Here is an 18,776-nt window from a genome sequence, read left to right as displayed (position 1 = left end):
CGCTGGCCGGTCGCCGCACGGTAGGAGACGCCGCGGAGTCGTCGCGCTCAGCGGGTCGTGGGTCTGAGCGCGTGTCTGACCGTGCATCGGGCTCTGCGGAGCGGCACCCCGCGCGCCCGAGCGGCGCAACCGGCCGCGTCTCGCTCGTGCAGGTCGCCGCGCTCGCAGGAGTCTCGGGGCAGACGGTCTCGCGGGTCGTCAACGGCAGCGCGCGCGTCGACCCCGCCACGCGCACCAGGGTCGAGGAAGCGATGGCAGAGCTGGGCTACCGACCCAATCGCGCCGCACGAGCGCTGCGCACCGGTCGCACGGGTCTCGTCGGAGTGGTCGTCACCACGCTCGCCACCGTTGGAAACTCCCGGATGCTGCAGGCCGTCGTCGAAAAGGCCGCCGACCGCGGCTACGGTGTCACGGTCGCGACCGTCGCGGGCCCCGAGGGCGTCGCGAGCGCCTTCGCCCGCCTCCGCGCCCAGGGCGTCGACGGCGCTATCGTGCTCAACGAGGCGTCGGCGCTCGCGAGCGGCGCGATCCCGGATGACGTGCCCGCGGCGATCGTCGACGCCCCGCCGGGCGAGGCAGCCGCGGCGACGATCTCGAGCCGCCACCGCGAGGGTGCCCGCGCCGCGGTCGCGCATCTGTCCGCACTCGGCCACCGTCGCATCGTGCACCTCGCGGGCCCCGAGGGCTCTTACGCGGCGGCGGAGCGCGAGGCGGGCTGGCGCGAGGGGCTCGCGGCGGCGCGCGACCGGATGCCGCCGGTCGCAGACAGCCCTCGGGTGGACCACGACGGAGCACCAGCTGCCGCGAGTCGAGGTCGCGCACCCATCGACGCGGCGCACGCTGAGGTCGATGCCGCATCTCGGCCGGCCTGCCGCCCCGTCGACGAGGCGGCAGGCGATCCGGGTGGACCGCAGCTCACCCGCGGCGACTGGTCTGCGGATTCGGGCTTCGCCGCGGCGGAGGCGATCGCGGCATCCGGTGCGACCGCCGTCTTCAGCGCCAACGACCAGATGGCGCTCGGGCTCATCCGGGGCCTGGGGGAGCGCGGCATCGAGGTCCCGCGCGACGTGAGCGTCGTCGGCTTCGACGACGTGCCAGACGCGGCGAACTACCGCCCGCCGCTGACGACGGTGCACCAGGACTTCCCCGAGCTCGCGGCCCGCGCCGTCGACGCGCTCCTCGCGCAGATCGAGGCGCCGGGCGCGCTGCGCCACGACACCGTGCCCGCGCCGCTCGTCGCGCGGGAGAGCACGGCCTCCGCACGACGCATCGCCTGAAGCGGCGAACGCGTCGCGGGCGCTGGCGCCCGGGCGATCGAGCGCACGATCGAGGAGATTCCGCGCTATCGAGGAGGTTTCGGCGGGATTCTTCCTCGATGTTGCCGTTCTTCCTCGAAGTGGCCGGGGCGTTCTGGTTGGCCGTGGGGCGCGCGGGCTCGGTGGTGCGTGGTTGGGCCTGTCGTGCTGCGTGGACGCGCGTCGATGTTCCTGCGCACGATCGAGGAGATTCCGCGCTATCGAGGAGGTTTCGGCGGGATTCCTCCTCGATGTTGCCGTTCTTCCTCGAAGTGGCCGGGCACGGCCCGAAGACGAAGCGCCCGCGCCGGATGACCGGGCGGGCGCTTCGCGGAAGGCGTCAGCGGTTGATGCCGAGCTTCTCGGCGCTCGCCGAGACCGTCTTCTCCGCGAGCGCGGCGTCGTCGTTGAGGGCAGCGCCGAGGCTCGGCACGAGCTTCTCGAGCTCGGGCTTCCAAGTGGGGAACTCGGCGGGGAAGCACTTCTCGAGCAGGTTCAGCATGATCGGCACGGCCGTGGAGGCACCGGGCGATGCGCCGAGCAGGCCGGCGATCGAACCGTCGGCCGACGAGACGACCTCGGTGCCGAACTGCAGCTTGCCGCCCTTCATCACCTGGGCGCGCTGACCGGCCTGGATGAGCTCCCAATCGGAGTCCTTCGCGGTCGGCATGAACTCGCGCAGGCCGTCGAGCTTCTTCTCGCGGCCCTTCATCAGCTCGCTGACGAGGTACTTCACGAGGTCGAGGTTGGTGGCGCCGACCTTCAGCATCGAGCCGATGTTGCCGAGGCGCACCTGCGCGACGATGTCGCTCCACTTGCCCTGCTTGAGGAACTTCGGGCTGAAGGTCGCGAACGGGCCGAACATCAGCGAGCCCTCGCCGTCGACCATGCGCGCGTCGAGGTGCGGCACCGACATCGGCGGCGCGCCGACGGCCGCCTGCGAGTAGACCTTGGCCCTGTGCTGTGCGACGAGCTTCGGGTTGGACGTCTTCAAGAACTGGCCGCCGATCGGGAAGACGCCGTAGCCGCGGATCTCGGGGATCTTCGCCGACTGCAGCAGCTTGATCGCCCATCCGCCCGCGCCGACGAACACGAACTTCGCGTTGATCCTGCCGGGCGTCCTGCCCGCCAGGTTGCGGTAGGTGATGTCCCACGTGCCGTCCTTGCGGCGCTTCAGTTTGCGGACCTCGTGGTCGAGGTGCAGGTCGACGCCGTTGGCGGTCAGATGGTCGAAGAGCTGGTGGGTCACCGCGCCGAAGTCGACGTCGGTGCCCGCGGGCACGCGCGTGGCCGCGAACGGTTCGCCCGCCCGCCGCTTCTGCATCAGGAGCGGTGCCCACTGGTTGATGACGCGCGAGTCGTCGCTGAACTCGATGCCCTCGAACAGAGGCTGGTCCTTCAGCGTCTCGTAGCGCTGGCGCAGGTACTCCACGTCCTTCTCGCCGCGCACGAACGTCATGTGAGGGGTCGCGTTGATGAACGTGTCGGGGGCCGAGAGGATGCCCCGCTCGATCAGTGAGACCCACATCTGCCGGCTCACCTGGAACTGCTCGTTGATGTTCACGGCCTTCGCCGGGTCATCCGGGTTCGGCATGTAGTTGAGCTCGCACAGCGCGGCGTGGCCGGTGCCTGCGTTGTTCCAGGGGTTGGAGCTCTCCTGCGCGACGTCGCCGAGGCGTTCGAATGCGGCGATCTTCCAGTCGGGCTGCAGCTCCTTCAGGAGGGTGCCGAGCGTCGCGGACATCACGCCGCCGCCGATCAGGACGACATCAACAGTTTCAGTCACCAGATCATCCTAAATCTCGCGGCCGTGCGAGGCTCCACGCCAGCCGTGAACTCCGGCGCCCGCGCAGAATCGAGGAAGAACGGCGACTTCTCGGAGGATATGCGCGGGAACGTCCTCGATGCTGCGGAATCTCCTCGATCACGCGCGGGCCGGCGGGGTGGAGTGCGACCGCGGCGCTGTGTCAGCCGCCGTCGCGCCCCTGCAGGGGAAGCGACGCGCAGAATCGAGGAAGAACGGCGACTTCTCGGAGGATATGCGCGGGAACGTCCTCGATGTTGCGGAATCTCCTCGATCACGCGCGGGCCGGCGGGGTGGGGTGCGACCGCGGCGCTGTGTCAGCCGGCGTTGCGCCCCTGCAGGGGGAGGGACACGCGGAACGTCGCGCCGCCGCCGGGGGTCTCGGCGACCGAGACGGTGCCGTGGTGCGCCTCGACGATCGACGACACGATCGCGAGGCCGAGGCCGCTGCCGCCCGTTTCCCTGGCCCGGGACGTGTCGGCGCGCCAGAAGCGCTGGAAGATCTGGCTCCGGATGGCCTCCGGCACGCCCTCGCCGTGGTCGACGACGGCGATCCAGCCCATGCCCGCCGCGGCGTCAGTGCCGACTTCGAGCTCGATCGGGCTGCCGTCCGGGCTGTACCTGCGGGCGTTGCCGAGCAGGTTCGCGACGACCTGGCGCACCTTGTGGTCCTCGCCCAGCACGATCGGCGCCGGCGGCGGTACGGGGCGGGGCAGGCGCGGCACCGGCCGGGTCTCGGCGTGCATCTCCTCCTCCGTCGGCGCGCCCTTGGGACGCCGGCGGAGGATGCTGATGGCCGAGGTCGTCGCGCGCTCCAGCGCCGTCGGGGCCCGGCGGGGCGAGTCGTCGGACGCGGGCGGTGCGGGCCGAGGCGGGAGCGGCGCGGCCGCCGCCGGCGTGCGGTCGACGACCCGGATCTCGCGCGAGCCGTCGGCCGCGCGGGCGTCCATTGCCGCGTCGCTCGCGAGCGCGCGCAGGTCGATCGCCGTGATCTCGAGGGGGCGCTTCTCGTCGAGGCGTGCGAGCGCGAGGAGGTCCTCGACGAGGGCGCCCATTCGGATGGCCTCCTTCTCGATCCGCTCCATCGTGCGGTCGAGGTCCTCCTCGTTCGTGATGGCGCCCATCCGGTACAGCTCGGCATAGCCGCGCACGCTGACGAGCGGAGTGCGCAGCTCGTGGCTGGCGTCGCCGATGAAGCGGCGCATCTGGCGCACGGTCGACTCCCGCTGCTCGATCGATTCGTCGATGCGGTCGAGCATGGTGTTGATCGCGATCGTGAGCCGGCCGATCTCCGTGCGGGGCTCGGTCGCCGGGAGGCGCTGGCCGAAGTCGCCGCCGGCGATCGCCATGGCGGTCTCCTCGACCTGGCCGAACCGGCGGAACGTGAGCGTTACGACCCAGCGGGTGAGGAAGGCGCCGGCGACGATCGTCATGATCGCGACGAACGTGAAGACGACGAAGTAGGTGCGCACGACGCTGAGCGTGTCGGCCTCGCCCATGGCGATGACCTGGCTGTACAGCGTGTTGGTGTCCGGCAGCTCGACGACGGCGGCGGAGGCGCGGAACCGCTCGCCCGAGTCGGAGGTGAGCGCGAAGACGGTCGACTCGAGGGTCTTCGCCCTGTCGGGGGTCAGCTCCGCGGGGAAGTCGGGCTCCTCCTCGTCATCGCCGATGCCGCCGGCCGAGCCGATGAGAGCCCCGTCGGGGCCGTAGAGGGCGATGTAGTAGCCCATGCTGAGGTCGTCGTCGTTCGGCGTGATCTGGATCGTGCCGTCCTCGCTCTGCGAGACCGAGAGCAGGCGCTCGGCGACGTCCTCCGTCTGCACGAGGTGCGTCACGGTCTCGTCGACGTTGTTCAGCAGCGCGCTGTAGAGCACGAAGGACGTGCCGACGCCCGCGACGAACAGGCCCATCGCGAGCACCGCGACGGTGACGCCCGTGACCTTCGCCCTCAGGCTGATGCGCCGCCACCAGCGGGTGACGGCGTCGGTCTTGTCGGCCACGACGGGGCGGGCCTCAGACCGCCTTGTCGACCTTGAGCATGTAGCCGAAGCCTCGCTTGGTCTGGATCAGCGGCTCGGAGGCCTCCGGGTCGATCTTGCGGCGCAGGTACGAGATGTAGCTCTCGACGATGCCGGCGTCGCCGTTGAAGTCGTACTCCCAGACGTGGTCGAGGATCTGGGCCTTGCTGAGCACGCGGTTCGGGTTCAGCATCAGGTAGCGCAGGAGCTTGAACTCGGTCGGGCTGAGCTCGATGTGGGTGTCGCCGACGTAGACGTCGTGCGTGTCCTGATCCATCGTGAGCTCGCCGGCCCGGATGACCTGCTCCTCCTCCTCATTCTGCATCGTGCGGCGGAGGATCGCCTGGATGCGCGCGACGATCTCATCGAGGCTGAACGGCTTGGTGACGTAGTCGTCGCCGCCAGCGTTGAGGCCCTTGATCTTGTCCTCGGTCTCGTCCTTCGCCGTGAGGAAGAGGATCGGTGCCGTGTAGCCGGCGTCGCGCAGGCGCTTCGTGACGCTGAACCCGTTCATGTCGGGGAGCATCACGTCGAGCACGATCAGGTCGGGCTCCTCCTCGAGCACGGCCGAGATCGTCTGGGCGCCGTTGATGACGGTGCGGACCTGGAACCCCGCGAACTGGAGGCTCTGCGAGAGCAGGTCACGGATGTTCGGCTCGTCGTCTACGACCAGGATGCGAGGTGCGCTCATGGCCCCATTATGTCGGTCCCAGCCGTGATTGCGGCGGAAAACGCGGTTCTACGGGGGATTTTCCCTTTCGGCGAACGGATGGCGGGCGTGCGCCGGCGGCGTCAGAGGGAGTGCCGCGGCGGCGCCGCGGTGGCACCGGGGACGACGTCGACCGGCATGACGACGGGGGCGGGACGCCCGCCCGCCAGGAGCTCCTCGACCAGGCGCCCCGCCTCTCGCCCCCTGTCGCGCAGGGGCTGGCGCACCGTCGTCAGCGGCAGGTCGAGCCAGGGGATCTCGATTCCGTCGAACCCCGTGACCGTGAGGTCCTCCGGCACGCGCAGCCCGCGCTCGCGCGCGGCCGCGACTGCGCCAGCGGCGAGCACATCGTTCTGCGCGAGGACGGCGGTGGTGTGCGGGCGGGCGTCCAGCAGCACGCGGGCCGCGGCGGCGCCCGCCTCCGAGTCGCGGCCGCCCGCTTCGACGCGCGCGGCGCGCGCGAACACCTCTCGGACCGCCTCGAGCCGGCCGCGGATGGTGCGGTTCGCGATCGCGTCGAGCCGGGATCCGACCGGCTCGACGGGCCCGGGGGGACGCGCGTCGCCGAGCTGCGTCGTGCGCATGATGACGCCGACATCCGTGTGGCCCAGCGCCGCGACGCGCTCGGCGAGGCGCGTCGTGCCGCCGCGGTCGTCGATCTCGACGAGCGTGATGTCGTCGGCGTGCGGGCCCTCGATGCCGACCATGGGCACGCCGCGGGACCGGACGAGGGGGAGCAGTTCGTCGAACTCCTCGCCGCGCGTGGCGAAGACGACGGCGTCGACGGGGAGGGACTGCAGCGGATCGGGGCGCCCGACGGCGTTCGCACGGCCGGGCAGGAGAAGCTGGCCGAAGCCGACGCGGTCGAGGCTCTCGGAGAGGCCGTCCATGGTCGCCAGCGCGACGGGGTTCTGGAACGCCAGGCCGACGCGCTCCGCGACGACGATGCCGACGATGCCGCTGCGCCCGAGGCGCAGCGAGCTCGCGATCGGGTTCGGCCCCCGGTAGCCGAGCGCCGACGCGGCGGCGAGGATGCGCTGCCTGGTGGGTTCGAGCACGCGGTCGGAGCCCCGGAACGCGAGCGACGCCGTCGACGTGGAGACCCCGGCGCGCTCGGCGACATCGGCGATCGTGGCGCGGCCCGACCGGCCGCGCCCCTCGCTGTTCCCGTTCGTGGAAGGTGCGTGCACACCCACACAGTAACCACCGATCGCAACGTTTCGATACGTTCGTCGTCCGACTCGCGACGCGTTGCCGGGAGTTCACCGACCGGCCACGCGGCGACTCGATCATCGAAACGATGCGATGACCATCGCAGCCGATCTTCGACAGAAGGAAACGCACTGTGACCAGAAAGCGCGCACTCGGAGCCGCCGCGGCAGGCATCGCCGCCGTCGGCGCCCTCGCCGGATGCGGCCCCGTCGCCACCGACGGCTCCGCCGCCGACGCCTCGACGGGCGATTCGAGCCTCACCGTCTTCATCTCGGGCGACACCAACGTGCAGGACCTGTGGGAGAAGGGCATCATCCCCGCCTACCAGGAGGCGAACCCCGAGGTCGAGGTCAGCACGACGATCGATCTCCACGGCGAGCACGACCAGCAGACGGTGGCGAAGCTGACCACGGCCACCGAGGCGGGCGACGCGCCCGGCTTCGACCTCATCGACGCCGGCTTCGTGGTCTCGAGCGCGGCGGAGGCCGACACCCTGCTCGAGGTCGACGCGGACTCGATCGACGGCCTCGCGTCGGTCGCGCAGCCCACGATCGACGCGGGCAAGGGCGTCGGCATCCCGTACCGCGCCTCGTCCGTGCTGCTGGCGTACGACACCGAGAAGGTCGCCGAGCCGCCGCGCACGCTCGACGGCCTGCTCGCCTGGATCGAGGAGAACCCGGGCCAGTTCGCGTACAACTCGCCGTCGACGGGCGGATCGGGCGGAGCCTTCGTCACGACCGTGCTCGACAGCTTCCTCTCCGAGCAGGACCAGGAAGCGCTCCGCGCGGGGTACGCGCAGGAGTTGGAAGCGGGTTGGGACGCCGGCTTCGAGCGGCTCTCCGAGCTCGGCGAGTCCGTGTACCAGGGCGGCGTGTACCCGAACGGCAACAACCAGGTCTTGGACCTCCTCGCGAGCGGCGAGATCGCGATGGCTCCGGTGTGGAGCGACCAGTTCATCACCGGCCAGAAATCGGGTCTGGTCCCCGAGACGGTCGGGTACACGCAGATCAGCGACCCGAGCTTCACGGGCAACGCCTCGTACCTCGGCATCCCCCGGACGAGCGAGCACACCGACGCCGCGATCGACCTCGTGAACTTCGTGCTGAGCTCGGAGGGGCAGCAGATCATCGCCGAGCAGATCTCGGGCTACCCGGTCGTCTCCCTCGACACCCTGCCGACCGAGGTCGCCGACAAGTTCGCCGACGCGGATCCTTCCGCGCTGAGGCCCGGCTACTACAGCGAGGTCGGTTCGGACATGGCCAACGAATGGGACAAGCGAGTTCCGTGACGGCTCAGGTCATCCCCGCGGTGAGCGGAGGGTCGCGCGCGACGGCGCGGCCCTCCCGCTCGGCCGCGCAGATCGCGCACTCGCGGCGCCGGGCCGTCGGCTTCTCGATGGCTCTGCCGCCGGTCATCCTGATCGCCCTGTTCGTCGGGCTCCCCGTCCTGCTGTCGATCGGCTTCAGCTTCGGCATGACGGGCGGGCTCAACAGCACGGCGGCCGCGATCGGCCAGAACGTGCACGAGGCCGACGGGCTCGCCACGCTCGCCGCCTATGCCGATCTCTTCTCCGATGCGCGGTTCGGGCGCGACCTCGGAGCCACGGTGTTCGTCACGGTCGTGACCACGGGCGTCACGCTCGCGATGGCGATCGGCATCGCGGTGTTCCTGCGGATGAGGGGCGGATGGCTCGGCGCGGCGCTGTCGGGCCTCGGCATCGTGCCGCTGTTCATCCCCGTCGTGATCGCGTCGTGGGCGATCCTCACGTTCTACGCGGGAGACGGGTTCGTGCGCAGCCTGTTCGCCCAGTTCGGCCTCGAGGCCCCCGTGCTCGGATTCACCGTGGCGGGAGTCGTCATCGCCTCGGTATGGGTCAACCTGCCCTTCGCCCTGCTGATGGCGACATCCGGCATGCAGGCCGTTCCGGATGCCCTGATCGATGCCGCGCGCGACGCCGGAGCGTCGACCTTCGCGATCGTCCGCGGGGTGCTGGTGCCGATGGCGGGGATCCCGCTCGTGATCGCGTCGACGTTCACCGCGATCGGGGTGCTCGGGCAGTTCACCGTTCCCTACTTCACGGGCCCGAACGCGCCGCAGCAGCTGGGCGTCGACATCAGCAAGTACTTCCAGTCGTTCAACCAGCCGCAGCAGGCCGCCGCGATCGCCGTCGTCGTGTTCGTCATCGCTTCGGGGGTCGCCGCGCTGTACGTCTGGGCGAACTTCCGCAGCGCGAAGCAGGAGGGCAGGGTCTGATGGCCGAACTCGTCCGCCGCACCGCGGGGCGCGTCGTCTCCGGCGCGCTCATCGCCATCGTCGCGTGCTTCATCCTCGGCCCGCTCGTCTGGCTCGCGATGCACGCCTTCGCGACCGATTGGACGTACCCGAACCTGCTCCCGGACGGCCTCACGCTCGACTGGTGGCGCGTGGTGCTGTCCGATCCCGGCCTGTTCGCGTCGATCCAGAACTCGCTGTTCTTCGCGCCGGTGACGGTCATCGTGTCGGCCGTGGTCTGCCTACCGGCCGCGTACGCGTTCTCGCGCTTCGACTTCCCGGGGCGGCGGGTCTTCCTCGTCGGCCTGTTCGCGACGAACGCGTTCCCCAAGATGGGGCTGTTCGTCGCGATGGCGACCGTGTTCTACGGCCTGAACCTCATGGAGACCGCGCTCGGCATCGTCATCGTGCACGTGATCGGGACGGTCGTGTTCATGACGTGGATCCCCGCCGCCGCCTTCAGCGCCGTCCCCCGCTCCCTCGAGGAGGCGGCCCGCGATGCGGGCGCCGGGCGCCTGCGCGTGTTCCTGACGGTGACGCTGCCGATGGCGATGCCCGGCATCCTCGTCGCCGCCGTGATGTCGTTCCTCGCCTCGTTCGACGAGTCGCAGGGCACGTATCTCGTCGGTGCGCCCTCCTTCATGACCATGCCCACCGAGATGTACTCCCTCGTCCTGAACTACCCCCAGCAGGTCGCCGCCGTGTTCGCGCTCATGCTGTCCATCCCCTCCGTCGTCCTCCTGCTGCTGACCCGTCGATACATCATGGGCGGGCAGCTGGCCGAGGGCTTCCAGATCCGCTAGGAGAACCGTGTCAGACACGAACCCGACCGACGTGCCCGGCCTGCGACTCGCCGGCCTGACGAAGGAACTGGGAGGCCGAACGATCGTCGACAGCCTCTCGCTCGACATCGCGGAGGGGGAGCTCGTCTCGCTGCTCGGCCCATCCGGCTGCGGGAAGACGACGACGCTCCGGATGATCGCGGGCTTCCTCTCCCCGGAGAGCGGGAGCGTCGCCGTCGCCGGCCGCGACGTCACGGCTCTCGGACCGGAGAGGAGGCCCAGCGCGATGGTGTTCCAGAACTACGCACTGTGGCCCCACATGACCGTGGCGAAGAACGTCGGCTACCCGCTGCGCATCGCGCGCGTTCCCCGCAGGGAGATCGCGCAGCGCGTGACCGAGGTGCTGGAGCTCGTCGGGCTCTCGCACCACGCCGACAGCAGGCCCGCGCGGATCTCCGGAGGCGAGCAGCAGCGGGCCTCCCTCGCGAGGGCCCTCGTCCAGCGCCCGCAGCTCCTCCTGCTCGACGAGCCGCTGTCGAACCTCGACGCGAAGCTGCGCGTGCGGGTCCGCGAGGAGATCAGGGACATCCAGCAGCGCCTCGGCATCACGACCGTCCTCGTGACACACGACCAGGAGGAGGCGATGGCCGTCTCGGATCGGGTCGCCGTGATGAACGGCGGGCGCATCGAGCAGGTGTCGACGCCCGGCGAGCTCTACCGCGCACCCGCGACGGAGTTCGTGGCTGGGTTCATCGGCGCCAGCAACACGATCCCGGCGCCCGACCTCGGGGAGGGCAGGGACGGCGTGCGCTGGATCGTGCGCCCCGAGCACGTCGAACTGGTCGATCACGGCATTCCGGCGACGGTGACCCGCGTCCTCCCGCACGGGCACTTCACGGAGATCGCCGTTGCGGCGCGCGGCGTCGAGCTGCGCTCGTACGTCGGCGGCGACGTTCCGGCCGTCGGCGATGAGGTGCGGATCCGGATCGCGCGGGCGCTGAGGTACGACGACGGCGTCCTCGCATCCGTGCTCGACGGGGAGCCGGTCCTGATCCGAGAGCGGGTCGCGGCATGAGCGCCCGGATCGTCGCCCACCGCGGGTATCACGGCAGCGATGCGCACGGCGCGAGGGAGAACACGCTCGCGGCGGTCGACGCGGCGCTCGCCGCGGGCGCCGAAGTGATCGAGGTCGACGTGCGGCTCACGAGCGACGGCGCCGCCGTTCTGCTGCACGACCCGACGCTGGAGCGCCTGTGGGGCGACGCGCGGCCCGTCGCCGAGATGACGCTCGCCGAGGTGGCGGAGGTCGGAGGGGGCCGGCACCGCATCCCGCTGCTGGCCGAGGCCCTCGAGCGGGTCGCGGGCACGGGCGCCGCCCTCCTCATCGACATGGACCACCCGGCACCGGCCGCGGCGGCGGTCGAGGCCGTGCGCACGGCACGGGCCGAGGCGCACACCGAGTGGTGCGGCAGCGCCGACGCCATGCGCATCGTGCGCGAGGCGATGCCGGATGCGGTGATCCACCTGCCGTGGAGCTCGGCCGAGCCTCCGCGTGCGGCGGATCTCGAACCCTTGCGCCCGACGTTCGTGAACGCGCCGCACCTGCTGGTCGGCGCCGGCTTCGTCGCCGCGGTGCACGCGCTCGGCGCGCGCGTCGCGTGCTGGACGGTCGACGAGCCGGCCCAGGCCGCGCACCTGGCGCGCATCGGCGCCGACTCGATCACGACCAACCGCCTCCGGGCCATCCGCGACGCGGTGGCGGCGGACGTGCGCGACGAGGGTGCCCGCGCCCTCGCGATCGTCGAGTCGCTCGCCGCACACGCCGCCGCGCACACGCGCCGGGCGCGGACGGAGGGCGTCGGCATCGTCAGGACGAAGCGCGACGCGGCCGACCACGTGACGGAAGTGGACACGGCGGTCGAGCGCGACGTGAGGGCGGTCCTGGGCGCGCAGTTCCCCGAGCACGACATCGTGGGCGAGGAGTACGGCGGCACCTCCGACGGGGCGGCGCCGTGCTGGTACCTCGACCCGATCGACGGCACCGCGAACCTCGCGAACGGCGTGCCGTGGACCAGCTTCTCGCTCGCGCTCGTCACGGAGGGCAGGCCCGTCGTCGCCGCCGTGCTCGATCCGGTCGGCGAGACGCCCGTGATCGCGGCGGAGGGTGCAGGGGCCTGGCGCGGCGGCGAGCGGATCGCCGTGCCGGAGCCGGCGGACGGCGACCCGCTCGTCGGGCGCATGGTCACGACGGAGCTCGCGGGCGCGCGGGCATGGCCCGGCTTCGTGGAGCTGCTGTCGGGCCTCTCGGACCGCGGCTGCACGCTGCGCGTGCCCGGCTCGGGGACTGCGACCCTCGCGGGCGTCGCACTCGGCCGCGGCGCGGCGGCGATGGTGCATCGCTACAGCCCGATCGATCACGCGGCCGCCCTGCTCATCGTCGCCGAGGCCGGAGGCGCCGTGCGCGACGAATCGGGCGCGAGCAGCCTGCATCCGGATTCCGGCCCGGTCTTCGTCGGTGCCAGCGCGGCTGCCGCCGACGCGCTCCTGACCGAGTACTCGGCGGCCCGGGGGAGGGACGCGTCGTCGGTGGGGTGACGCCGGGCGACCGCATCCGATCGCCCGGCGCGCACGCCTGAGCGGGGCGCCCGAGCGGGCGCCCCGCTCAGGCCGCGGCGGCGAGCGCGTCGGCGTCGTAGATCGTGTAGCTGTAGCCCTGCTCGGCGAGGAAGCGCTGGCGGTTCTGCGCGAAGTCCTGGTCGACCGTGTCGCGCGCGATCAGGGTGTAGAAGCTCGCGGTCTGGCCGTCCTGCTTCGGGCGCAGCAGCCGGCCGAGGCGCTGGGCCTCCTCCTGCCGCGAGCCGAACGAACCGGACACCTGGATCGCGACCGACGCATCCGGCAGGTCGACCGAGAAGTTGGCGACCTTCGAGACCACGAGCACCGGCAGCGCGCCCTCGCGGAACGCCTGGAACAGGCGCTCCCGCTCGTCGACGGGCGTCGAACCCGTGATCTGCGGGGCGCCGAGGCCGTCGGAGAGCTCCTGCAACTGGTCGAGGTACTGGCCGATCACGAGCACCTGCTCGCCGGGGTGATTCGCGATGATGCGCCGCACCACGCCGATCTTCGCCGGTGCCGTCGCGGCCAGCCGGTAGCGGTCGTCGTCGGCGCTCGCCGCGTACTCGAGGCGCTCGTCGGCCGGGAGGTCGACGCGCACCTCGTAGCAGGCCGCGGGCGCGATGAAGCCCTGCGCCTCGATCTCGCGCCACGGCGCGTCGAAGCGCTTGGGGCCGATCAGGCTGAACACGTCGCCCTCGCGGCCGTCCTCGCGCACGAGCGTCGCGGTCAGGCCCAGCCGGCGGCGGGCCTGCAGGTCGGCCGTCAGCTTGAACACGGGAGCGGGCAGCAGGTGCACCTCGTCGTAGACGATGAGGCCCCAGTCGAGCGCGTCGAGCACGCCGAGGTGCGCGTACTCGCCCTTCCGCTTCGCGGTGAGGATCTGGTACGTCGCGATCGTGACGGGCTTGATCTCCTTGACCTGCCCGGAGTACTCGCCGATCTCCTCCTCCGTCAGCGTCGTGCGCTTGAGGAGCTCATCGCGCCACTGGCGGGCCGAGACGGCGTTCGTCACGAGGATCAGCGTCGTGGTCTTCGTCTCGGCCATCGCGCCTGCGCCGACCAGGGTCTTGCCGGCGCCGCACGGCAGCACGACGACTCCCGAGCCGTCGGCCGAGAAGGTGTCGACCGCGTGCCGCTGGTAGGGGCGCAGGTGCCATTCGGTCTCGTCGAGGGCGATCTCGTGCGGTGTGCCCGGCGTGTAGCCGGCGAGGTCCTCGGCCGGCCAACCGACCTTGAGCAGTTCCTGCTTGATCTGGCCGCGCGCCCACACGTCGATCACGAAGACCCCCGTCTCCGGGTGATCGACGAGCAGCGGCTTCACCTTCTTGTTGCGCGACACCTCGGCGAGCACGGCAGGGTCGCTCGACCGCAGGATCAGGCGGCCGTCGTCGTCGCGCTCGATCGTGAGCCGGCCGTAGCGGTCGACCGTCTCGCGGATGTCGGTCGACACCGACGGCGGCACGGGGAAGCGCGTCCAGCGGTCGAGGGTCGCGAGCATGTCGTCGGCGGTGTGGCCGGCCGCGCGAGCATTCCACAGGCCGAGCCGCGTAACGCGGTAGGTGTGGATGTGCTCGGGCGCGCGCTCGAGCTCGGCGAACACCGCGAGTTCGTGCCGCGCGCTCTCGGCGTCGGGGTGCGCGACTTCCAGGAGCACAGTGCGATCGCTCTGCACGATCAGGGGGCCATCAGCCATAGCCAACAAGTTTACGCCGGATGGGGCGGAGCGGCCCCGGCGGGCCTAAGCCCGGCGCACGGCGGCGATCGACTTCACGGGCAGCGTGCGCTCGACGTCGGCGCCGCGGTCGAGCCCGCGCAGGCGGCCGCCGCCCAGGCCCGTCGCCTCGAGAGTGAGCTCGCGCGTCGAGCCATCGGGCATCGCGACGGCGACGACGAGCGAGGCCTTGTCCTTGACGGCCGCGCCGAGCTCGCGCTCGAGCCATGCGGCGTCGGCGTCACCGCTCTCCGCCGCGCGCAGCCGGGCGATCAGGGCGGCGTAGCGGTCGTCGTCGGCGTCGTCATCCGGAGCGACCCTGTCGCGGCTCATCGTGACGACGGCGCCGTCGTCGTCGATCGCGACGACGGGGTAGCGCGCGTCGAGCAGGCCCCAGTACACGGCGCGGCGGTCGGCGCGGGTGCGCAGCAGCGCGCCGTCGGCGACGAGGCCCAGCGCGCGCACGGACTGGTCGACGGAGATCGTCTCGAGGAGGTGGTGGTCGGGGCTCGACACGACGCTGTGGCCCGTCGACGGGTCGAGCGAGACCCGCACGAGGCCGTGGCGCTGCGCCGTGCGCTCGACGAGGTACTCGAGCGGCTGCGGAACCCCGGTGAGCGAGATGCCGCCGAGGAACTCCCGGATGCTCGCGGCCGTCTCGCCCGCGGCCAGGCCGGCGGAGACGGAGGCCTGCGTGAATCGGTACGACGACGCCTGGGCGTGCGACTCCCGCACGGCGATCGAACGGAGCCGCATATCGAGCGGCGGTGCGAGGGTTCCGGGAGAGATCGCCGTGAGGTCGTTCTGCAGGAACACCTGGTCGACCTCGTGCGGGAGCAGCGCGAGCAGCCCGCTCGGGTCGGCGCGCCGGCCCTGCCGCAGCGGCGCCGCCCACGGCGGCTCGCCGTCGGCCGCGATGAGCCCCGCCAGCTCGAACATCTCGCGCCAGCGCTCGGCGTCCTCCGGCCACGTGTCGAGCAGCGGGTAGGCGTCGGGCCAGGCCGAGGGGTCGACCCAGCCGCCGCCGTCGCGCAGGCCGTCGGGGAGCGCGGCGCGCAGACCCTCGGCGAGGGCCGACCAGCGCTCGGGCGTCGCCGACGATGTCCAATCCGCGCCCGCGCGGGTCACGAGCCACCGCCGGTCATCGCCGCGCATCAGGCCGGCGGCCTCGGCGGCCGCCGTGATCAGGTCGGCGTCCTCGGCGCTCGCGACGACGCCGTCCTGGGCCAGCCGGCGCCGCTCGTTCGCACCGAGGCGGCCCCCGACGCGCGGCAGCGGCGTGCGCAGCCCCTCGATCAGGATGTCGGCCATCGCCGACATGGCGGTGAACGCCCGTTCCGCGGCGTGCGCCGAAGCGTCGTCGGACGCGGCGGGAGGCGTCGAGGGCCGCGGGGGGAGCAGATCGCTCGGGACGGCCTCGAGCACGGGTGCGAACGGGCGGCCCGCCGCGTCGACGAGCCCGAGCGGCGCGCAGTCGCTGGCGCCCGACGCGAGCGCCGCGAGCGCGTCGCGAGGGAGCGCCGAGACGGACTTCGCGATCGATTCGGGGGCGAGCAGGGCGTCGGCCGCGTCGAACCAGTCGTGCCACGGCGCCGACCGTGAGACGCCCCGCTCGGCGAACAGCCGGGAAAGCTCGGCGTCCTCCGCCGCGGCGAGCCGCTCCGCGAGGGAGCGGATGCGGGGCTCGGCGCTGGTCGGCATGGGTGTCAGGACTGCCTCGCGGCGCGTCCCTTCCTGATCATCGTCATGACGATGAGCGTCAGCATCATGAGGAACCCGACGGGCAGGCCGATCATCGGCACCCACGACACGATCGGCCACGCGCCCTCGCCGAACTGCTCGGCCGAGACGCCCGTGGCGCTCGCAATCAGGATCACGAAGAAGCAGACGACCGAGATCACGATCGTGCCGAGCGACGCGAACGTCAGGAAGCGGTCGATCGTGCGAACCGGGGGCTCCGGCGCGGACTCCTTATTGCTCATCCTCTCAAGGATACGCCCGGGTAGGCTGGGGGCAGGGCCTTCGCCCGACATCTCATTCGGTTCTGCTTCAGCAAGGGGTGCCCCATGCCCACCGGCAAGGTCAGGTTCTACGACGACGAGAAGGGCTTCGGCTTCATCTCAGCGGACGATGGCCAGGACGTCTTCCTGCACGCTTCCGCGCTGCCCGCCGACGCGGAGGCGATCAAGGCAGGCACGCGCGTCGAGTTCGGCATGGCCGACGGGCGCAAGGGGCCGCAGGCACTCTCGGTGCGCGTGCTCGAGCGCCCGGCGGGGCGCGCCAAGCCGCCCAGGGCGTCGCGCAAGAAGCCGGATGAACTGGCGGTCATCATCGAGGACGTTGTGCGGCTGCTCGACGGCGTGGGCGAAGACCTGCGCCGCGGTCACTACCCGACGCACTCCCACGCGCACAAGGCCGCCGAGGTCCTGCGCAAGGTAGCGGACGAGATCGATGCCTGAGCCGACGGACGACTATCGCGACGCGACCGAAGAGACCGAGGCGATCGACGCGACCGGTGAGCCGACGACGGCGCCGGATGCGGTGCCCGCTGGCCCGGCCGAGCCGGTCGAGCCCGACGCGCGGCTGATCGAGGCGCACGACCTCGCGCTCGCGGCGCTGCGCGAGATCACGCCGGAGACCACGATCGGCGAGCCGGCCGGCCACCGAGTCGAGCGCGACGGCGTCGTCTCGCTCCTGTTCGCCAACCGCTTGCTCGGCTACCCCGGTTGGTTCTGGACGGTGTCGCTCGCCGTCGTCGAGGGTGCAGAGCCGACCGTGCTCGAGGCCGAGTTGCTCCCCGGCGACGATGCGCTGCTGGCGCCCGAGTGGGTGCCGTGGTCGGTGCGCCTCAAGGAATACCAGGAGCAGCAGCGCGCCCAGGCCGAGGCGGAGGCAGCCGAGAAGGCGGCGCGCGCCGCAGAAGGCGGCGACGAGGGCGAAGCCGGCGACGCGGAGGACGCCGGCGACGACATCAGCTTCGACGAGTTCGACGCGTACGAGGGCGGGCCGGACGACGAGGCCGACCCTTACTCGAGCGACGGCTCGCCGATCCTGCACGCGGGAGACGTCGACGGTGTCGACATCGACGAGCTCGACGCGGGCGCCGGAGCGGACGTCGACGGATCGGACGACGACGCGGATGAGGCGCCGGAGGACGACGACTGACGCAGGACGAACGGAAACGGCGGCCGCTCCCCGAGGGGAGCGGCCGCCGTTTCCGTCAGTGCGCGGGCGGTCAGCCCTGGTTCGCCAGCACGTACTCGATCGAGCGGACCAGCTGGCGCACGTCGTCCGGTTCGATCGAGACGAACGTCGCGACGCGCAGCTGGTTGCGGCCGAGCTTGCGGTAGGGCTCGGTGTCGACGATGCCGTTGGCGCGCAGCGTCGCGGCGACGGCTGCCGCATCCACGTCGTCGGCGAAGTCGATCGTGGCGACGACGGGGGAGCGGTGCTCGGAGTCCGCGACGAACGGGGTCGCGACATCCGACGCCTCGGCCCAGTCGTACAGCACGCCGGACGACTCACGGGTGCGGGCGTCGGCCCAGACGAGCCCGCCGTTGCCGTTGATCCACCGCAGCTGGCTGTCGAGCAGGTGCAGAGTCGCGATCGCCGGGGTGTTGTACGTCTGGTTCTTGCGCGAGTTGTCGATCGCGGTCGTGAGGCTCAGCGACTCCGGGATGTAGCGGCCGCTCGCCGCGATGCGCTCGGCGCGCTCGATCGCCGCGGGCGACATGATCGCGATCCAGAGGCCGCCGTCGGAGCCGAGGTTCTTCTGGGGGGCGAAGTAGTAGACGTCCGTCTGCGAGATGTCGACGTCGATGCCGCCCGCGGCGCTCGTCGCGTCGATCACGGTCAGCGCGCCGTCGTCGCCGGCCGCGCGGCGGACGGGGGCGTAGGCGCCCGTCGAGGTCTCGTTGTGCGGCCACGCGTACACGTCGACGCCCACGACGGGCTCCGGCCGGGCGATCGTGCCCGGTTCGGCCTTGCGGACATCCGGCGCCTCGAGCCACGGGGCGGCCGCCGCCTTCGCGAACTTGCCGCCGAACTCGCCGAACGTCAGGTTCTGGCTGCGCTTCTCGATCAGGCCGAACGCCGCGGCGTCCCAGAACGCCGTGGAGCCGCCGTTGCCCAGCACGACCTCGTAGCCCTCGGGGAGGCGGAAGAGCGAGGCGATCTGCTCGCGCACGCTGCCGACGAGGTCCTTCACTCCGCGCTGGCGGTGCGAGGTGCCGAGGAGCGATCCGCCCGCGGCGGCGAGGGCCGTCACCTGGTCGGCTCGGACCTTCGAGGGGCCGCATCCGAAGCGGCCGTCGGCTGGCAGGAGTTCCGCGGGAATCGTGAGCGTCATGGGTCAA

At 71.7% G+C, this 18,776-nt stretch carries 16 protein-coding genes; 8 read left to right on the top strand and 8 right to left on the bottom strand.

Features of this window, described 5'->3' with window-relative positions; all coding sequences use genetic code 11:
- Nucleotides 1–71 precede the first annotated feature (71 nt).
- Entirely contained in the window at nucleotides 72–1,277 is a 1,206-nt protein-coding gene (locus C0010_RS05345; protein ID WP_232531735.1) for a LacI family DNA-binding transcriptional regulator, read from the top strand.
- A 358-nt stretch (nucleotides 1,278–1,635) separates the two neighbouring features.
- Here the strand turns inward: C0010_RS05345 and mqo are convergent, their stop codons facing one another.
- The 4 genes from mqo to C0010_RS05325 all read right to left on the bottom strand — a co-directional run bounded on the left by mqo (nucleotide 1,636) and on the right by C0010_RS05325 (nucleotide 7,019).
- Entirely contained in the window at nucleotides 1,636–3,081 is a 1,446-nt protein-coding gene (mqo, locus tag C0010_RS05340) for a malate dehydrogenase (quinone) (RefSeq protein ID WP_105566036.1), read from the bottom strand.
- A 335-nt stretch (nucleotides 3,082–3,416) separates the two neighbouring features.
- Nucleotides 3,417–5,102, bottom strand: coding sequence for a sensor histidine kinase (locus tag C0010_RS05335; RefSeq protein WP_232531731.1), 1,686 nt, complete (start codon nucleotides 5,100–5,102; stop codon nucleotides 3,417–3,419).
- A gap of 13 nt (nucleotides 5,103–5,115) precedes the next feature.
- Nucleotides 5,116–5,811 (bottom strand): response regulator transcription factor, encoded by a 696-nt coding sequence (locus C0010_RS05330; protein WP_105566035.1) that lies wholly within the window; start codon nucleotides 5,809–5,811, stop codon nucleotides 5,116–5,118.
- 101 nt (nucleotides 5,812–5,912) lie between these two features.
- A complete protein-coding gene (locus tag C0010_RS05325) occupies nucleotides 5,913–7,019 on the bottom strand; it encodes a LacI family DNA-binding transcriptional regulator (protein WP_105566083.1) in 1,107 nt (368 codons plus the stop codon).
- A gap of 155 nt (nucleotides 7,020–7,174) precedes the next feature.
- Between C0010_RS05325 and C0010_RS05320 the strand changes: the two genes are divergently transcribed.
- From C0010_RS05320 to C0010_RS05300, 5 genes are read left to right on the top strand one after another with little or no spacing between them, the layout of a single operon-like run.
- Nucleotides 7,175–8,329, top strand: coding sequence for an extracellular solute-binding protein (locus C0010_RS05320; protein ID WP_105566034.1), 1,155 nt, complete (start codon nucleotides 7,175–7,177; stop codon nucleotides 8,327–8,329).
- Nucleotides 8,326–9,294 (top strand): ABC transporter permease, encoded by a 969-nt coding sequence (locus C0010_RS05315; RefSeq protein WP_232531730.1) that lies wholly within the window; start codon nucleotides 8,326–8,328, stop codon nucleotides 9,292–9,294. Before C0010_RS05320 ends, C0010_RS05315 begins: the two co-directional genes overlap by 4 nt.
- Nucleotides 9,294–10,115, top strand: a complete 822-nt coding sequence (locus C0010_RS05310) for an ABC transporter permease (protein ID WP_105566032.1) — start codon at nucleotides 9,294–9,296, stop codon at nucleotides 10,113–10,115. The genes C0010_RS05315 and C0010_RS05310 overlap by 1 nt, the downstream gene beginning before the upstream one ends.
- A gap of 7 nt (nucleotides 10,116–10,122) precedes the next feature.
- Complete coding sequence (locus C0010_RS05305) at nucleotides 10,123–11,169, top strand: ABC transporter ATP-binding protein (RefSeq protein ID WP_105566031.1); 1,047 nt, start codon at nucleotides 10,123–10,125, stop codon at nucleotides 11,167–11,169.
- Entirely contained in the window at nucleotides 11,166–12,689 is a 1,524-nt protein-coding gene (locus C0010_RS05300) for an inositol monophosphatase family protein (protein ID WP_105566030.1), read from the top strand. The genes C0010_RS05305 and C0010_RS05300 overlap by 4 nt, the downstream gene beginning before the upstream one ends.
- 67 nt (nucleotides 12,690–12,756) lie before the next feature.
- Here C0010_RS05300 and C0010_RS05295 read toward each other — a convergent pair whose 3' ends face one another.
- From C0010_RS05295 to C0010_RS05285, 3 genes are read right to left on the bottom strand one after another with little or no spacing between them, the layout of a single operon-like run.
- Nucleotides 12,757–14,403, bottom strand: coding sequence for a DNA repair helicase XPB (locus C0010_RS05295; RefSeq protein WP_105566029.1), 1,647 nt, complete (start codon nucleotides 14,401–14,403; stop codon nucleotides 12,757–12,759).
- 45 nt (nucleotides 14,404–14,448) lie between these two features.
- The gene (locus C0010_RS05290) at nucleotides 14,449–16,122 is read right to left on the bottom strand and encodes a helicase-associated domain-containing protein (protein ID WP_105566028.1); all 1,674 of its coding nucleotides are present in this window, start codon (nucleotides 16,120–16,122) and stop codon (nucleotides 14,449–14,451) included.
- Between the two features lie 5 nt (nucleotides 16,123–16,127).
- Nucleotides 16,128–16,403 carry a multidrug ABC transporter ATPase gene (locus tag C0010_RS05285; RefSeq protein ID WP_105566027.1) on the bottom strand — a complete coding sequence of 92 codons (276 nt, stop codon included), beginning with the start codon at nucleotides 16,401–16,403 and terminating at the stop codon, nucleotides 16,128–16,130.
- Nucleotides 16,404–16,487: 84 nt separating this feature from the next.
- Between C0010_RS05285 and C0010_RS05280 the strand changes: the two genes are divergently transcribed.
- Both C0010_RS05280 and C0010_RS05275 read left to right on the top strand, forming a co-directional pair.
- Nucleotides 16,488–16,880 (top strand): cold-shock protein, encoded by a 393-nt coding sequence (locus tag C0010_RS05280; RefSeq protein ID WP_105566026.1) that lies wholly within the window; start codon nucleotides 16,488–16,490, stop codon nucleotides 16,878–16,880.
- Nucleotides 16,873–17,586 (top strand): DUF3027 domain-containing protein, encoded by a 714-nt coding sequence (locus tag C0010_RS05275; protein ID WP_105566025.1) that lies wholly within the window; start codon nucleotides 16,873–16,875, stop codon nucleotides 17,584–17,586. Before C0010_RS05280 ends, C0010_RS05275 begins: the two co-directional genes overlap by 8 nt.
- Nucleotides 17,587–17,656: 70 nt before the next feature.
- Here the strand turns inward: C0010_RS05275 and serC are convergent, their stop codons facing one another.
- A complete protein-coding gene (gene serC / locus C0010_RS05270; protein ID WP_105566024.1) occupies nucleotides 17,657–18,769 on the bottom strand; it encodes a phosphoserine transaminase in 1,113 nt (370 codons plus the stop codon).
- Between the last annotated feature and the right edge of the window lie 7 nt (nucleotides 18,770–18,776).

The organism is Microbacterium halophytorum (assembly GCF_002970975.1).
Classification (GTDB): Bacteria; Actinomycetota; Actinomycetes; order Actinomycetales; family Microbacteriaceae; genus Microbacterium; species Microbacterium halophytorum.
This window is presented reverse-complemented; position numbering and strand designations above follow the sequence as displayed.

Excerpts from the sequence above, each read along its gene's own strand:
- C0010_RS05330 (WP_105566035.1), bottom strand. The coding sequence starts at position 5,811 with ATGAGCGCACCTCGCATCCTGGTCGTAGACGACGAGCCGAACATCCGT.
- C0010_RS05310 (WP_105566032.1), top strand. The coding sequence starts at position 9,294 with ATGGCCGAACTCGTCCGCCGCACCGCGGGGCGCGTCGTCTCCGGCGCG.
- C0010_RS05300 (WP_105566030.1), top strand. The coding sequence starts at position 11,166 with ATGAGCGCCCGGATCGTCGCCCACCGCGGGTATCACGGCAGCGATGCG.
- C0010_RS05295 (WP_105566029.1), bottom strand. The coding sequence starts at position 14,403 with ATGGCTGATGGCCCCCTGATCGTGCAGAGCGATCGCACTGTGCTCCTG.
- C0010_RS05290 (WP_105566028.1), bottom strand. The coding sequence starts at position 16,122 with ATGCCGACCAGCGCCGAGCCCCGCATCCGCTCCCTCGCGGAGCGGCTC.
- C0010_RS05285 (WP_105566027.1), bottom strand. The coding sequence starts at position 16,403 with ATGAGCAATAAGGAGTCCGCGCCGGAGCCCCCGGTTCGCACGATCGAC.
- C0010_RS05280 (WP_105566026.1), top strand. The coding sequence starts at position 16,488 with ATGCCCACCGGCAAGGTCAGGTTCTACGACGACGAGAAGGGCTTCGGC.
- C0010_RS05275 (WP_105566025.1), top strand. The coding sequence starts at position 16,873 with ATGCCTGAGCCGACGGACGACTATCGCGACGCGACCGAAGAGACCGAG.
- serC (WP_105566024.1), bottom strand. The coding sequence starts at position 18,769 with ATGACGCTCACGATTCCCGCGGAACTCCTGCCAGCCGACGGCCGCTTC.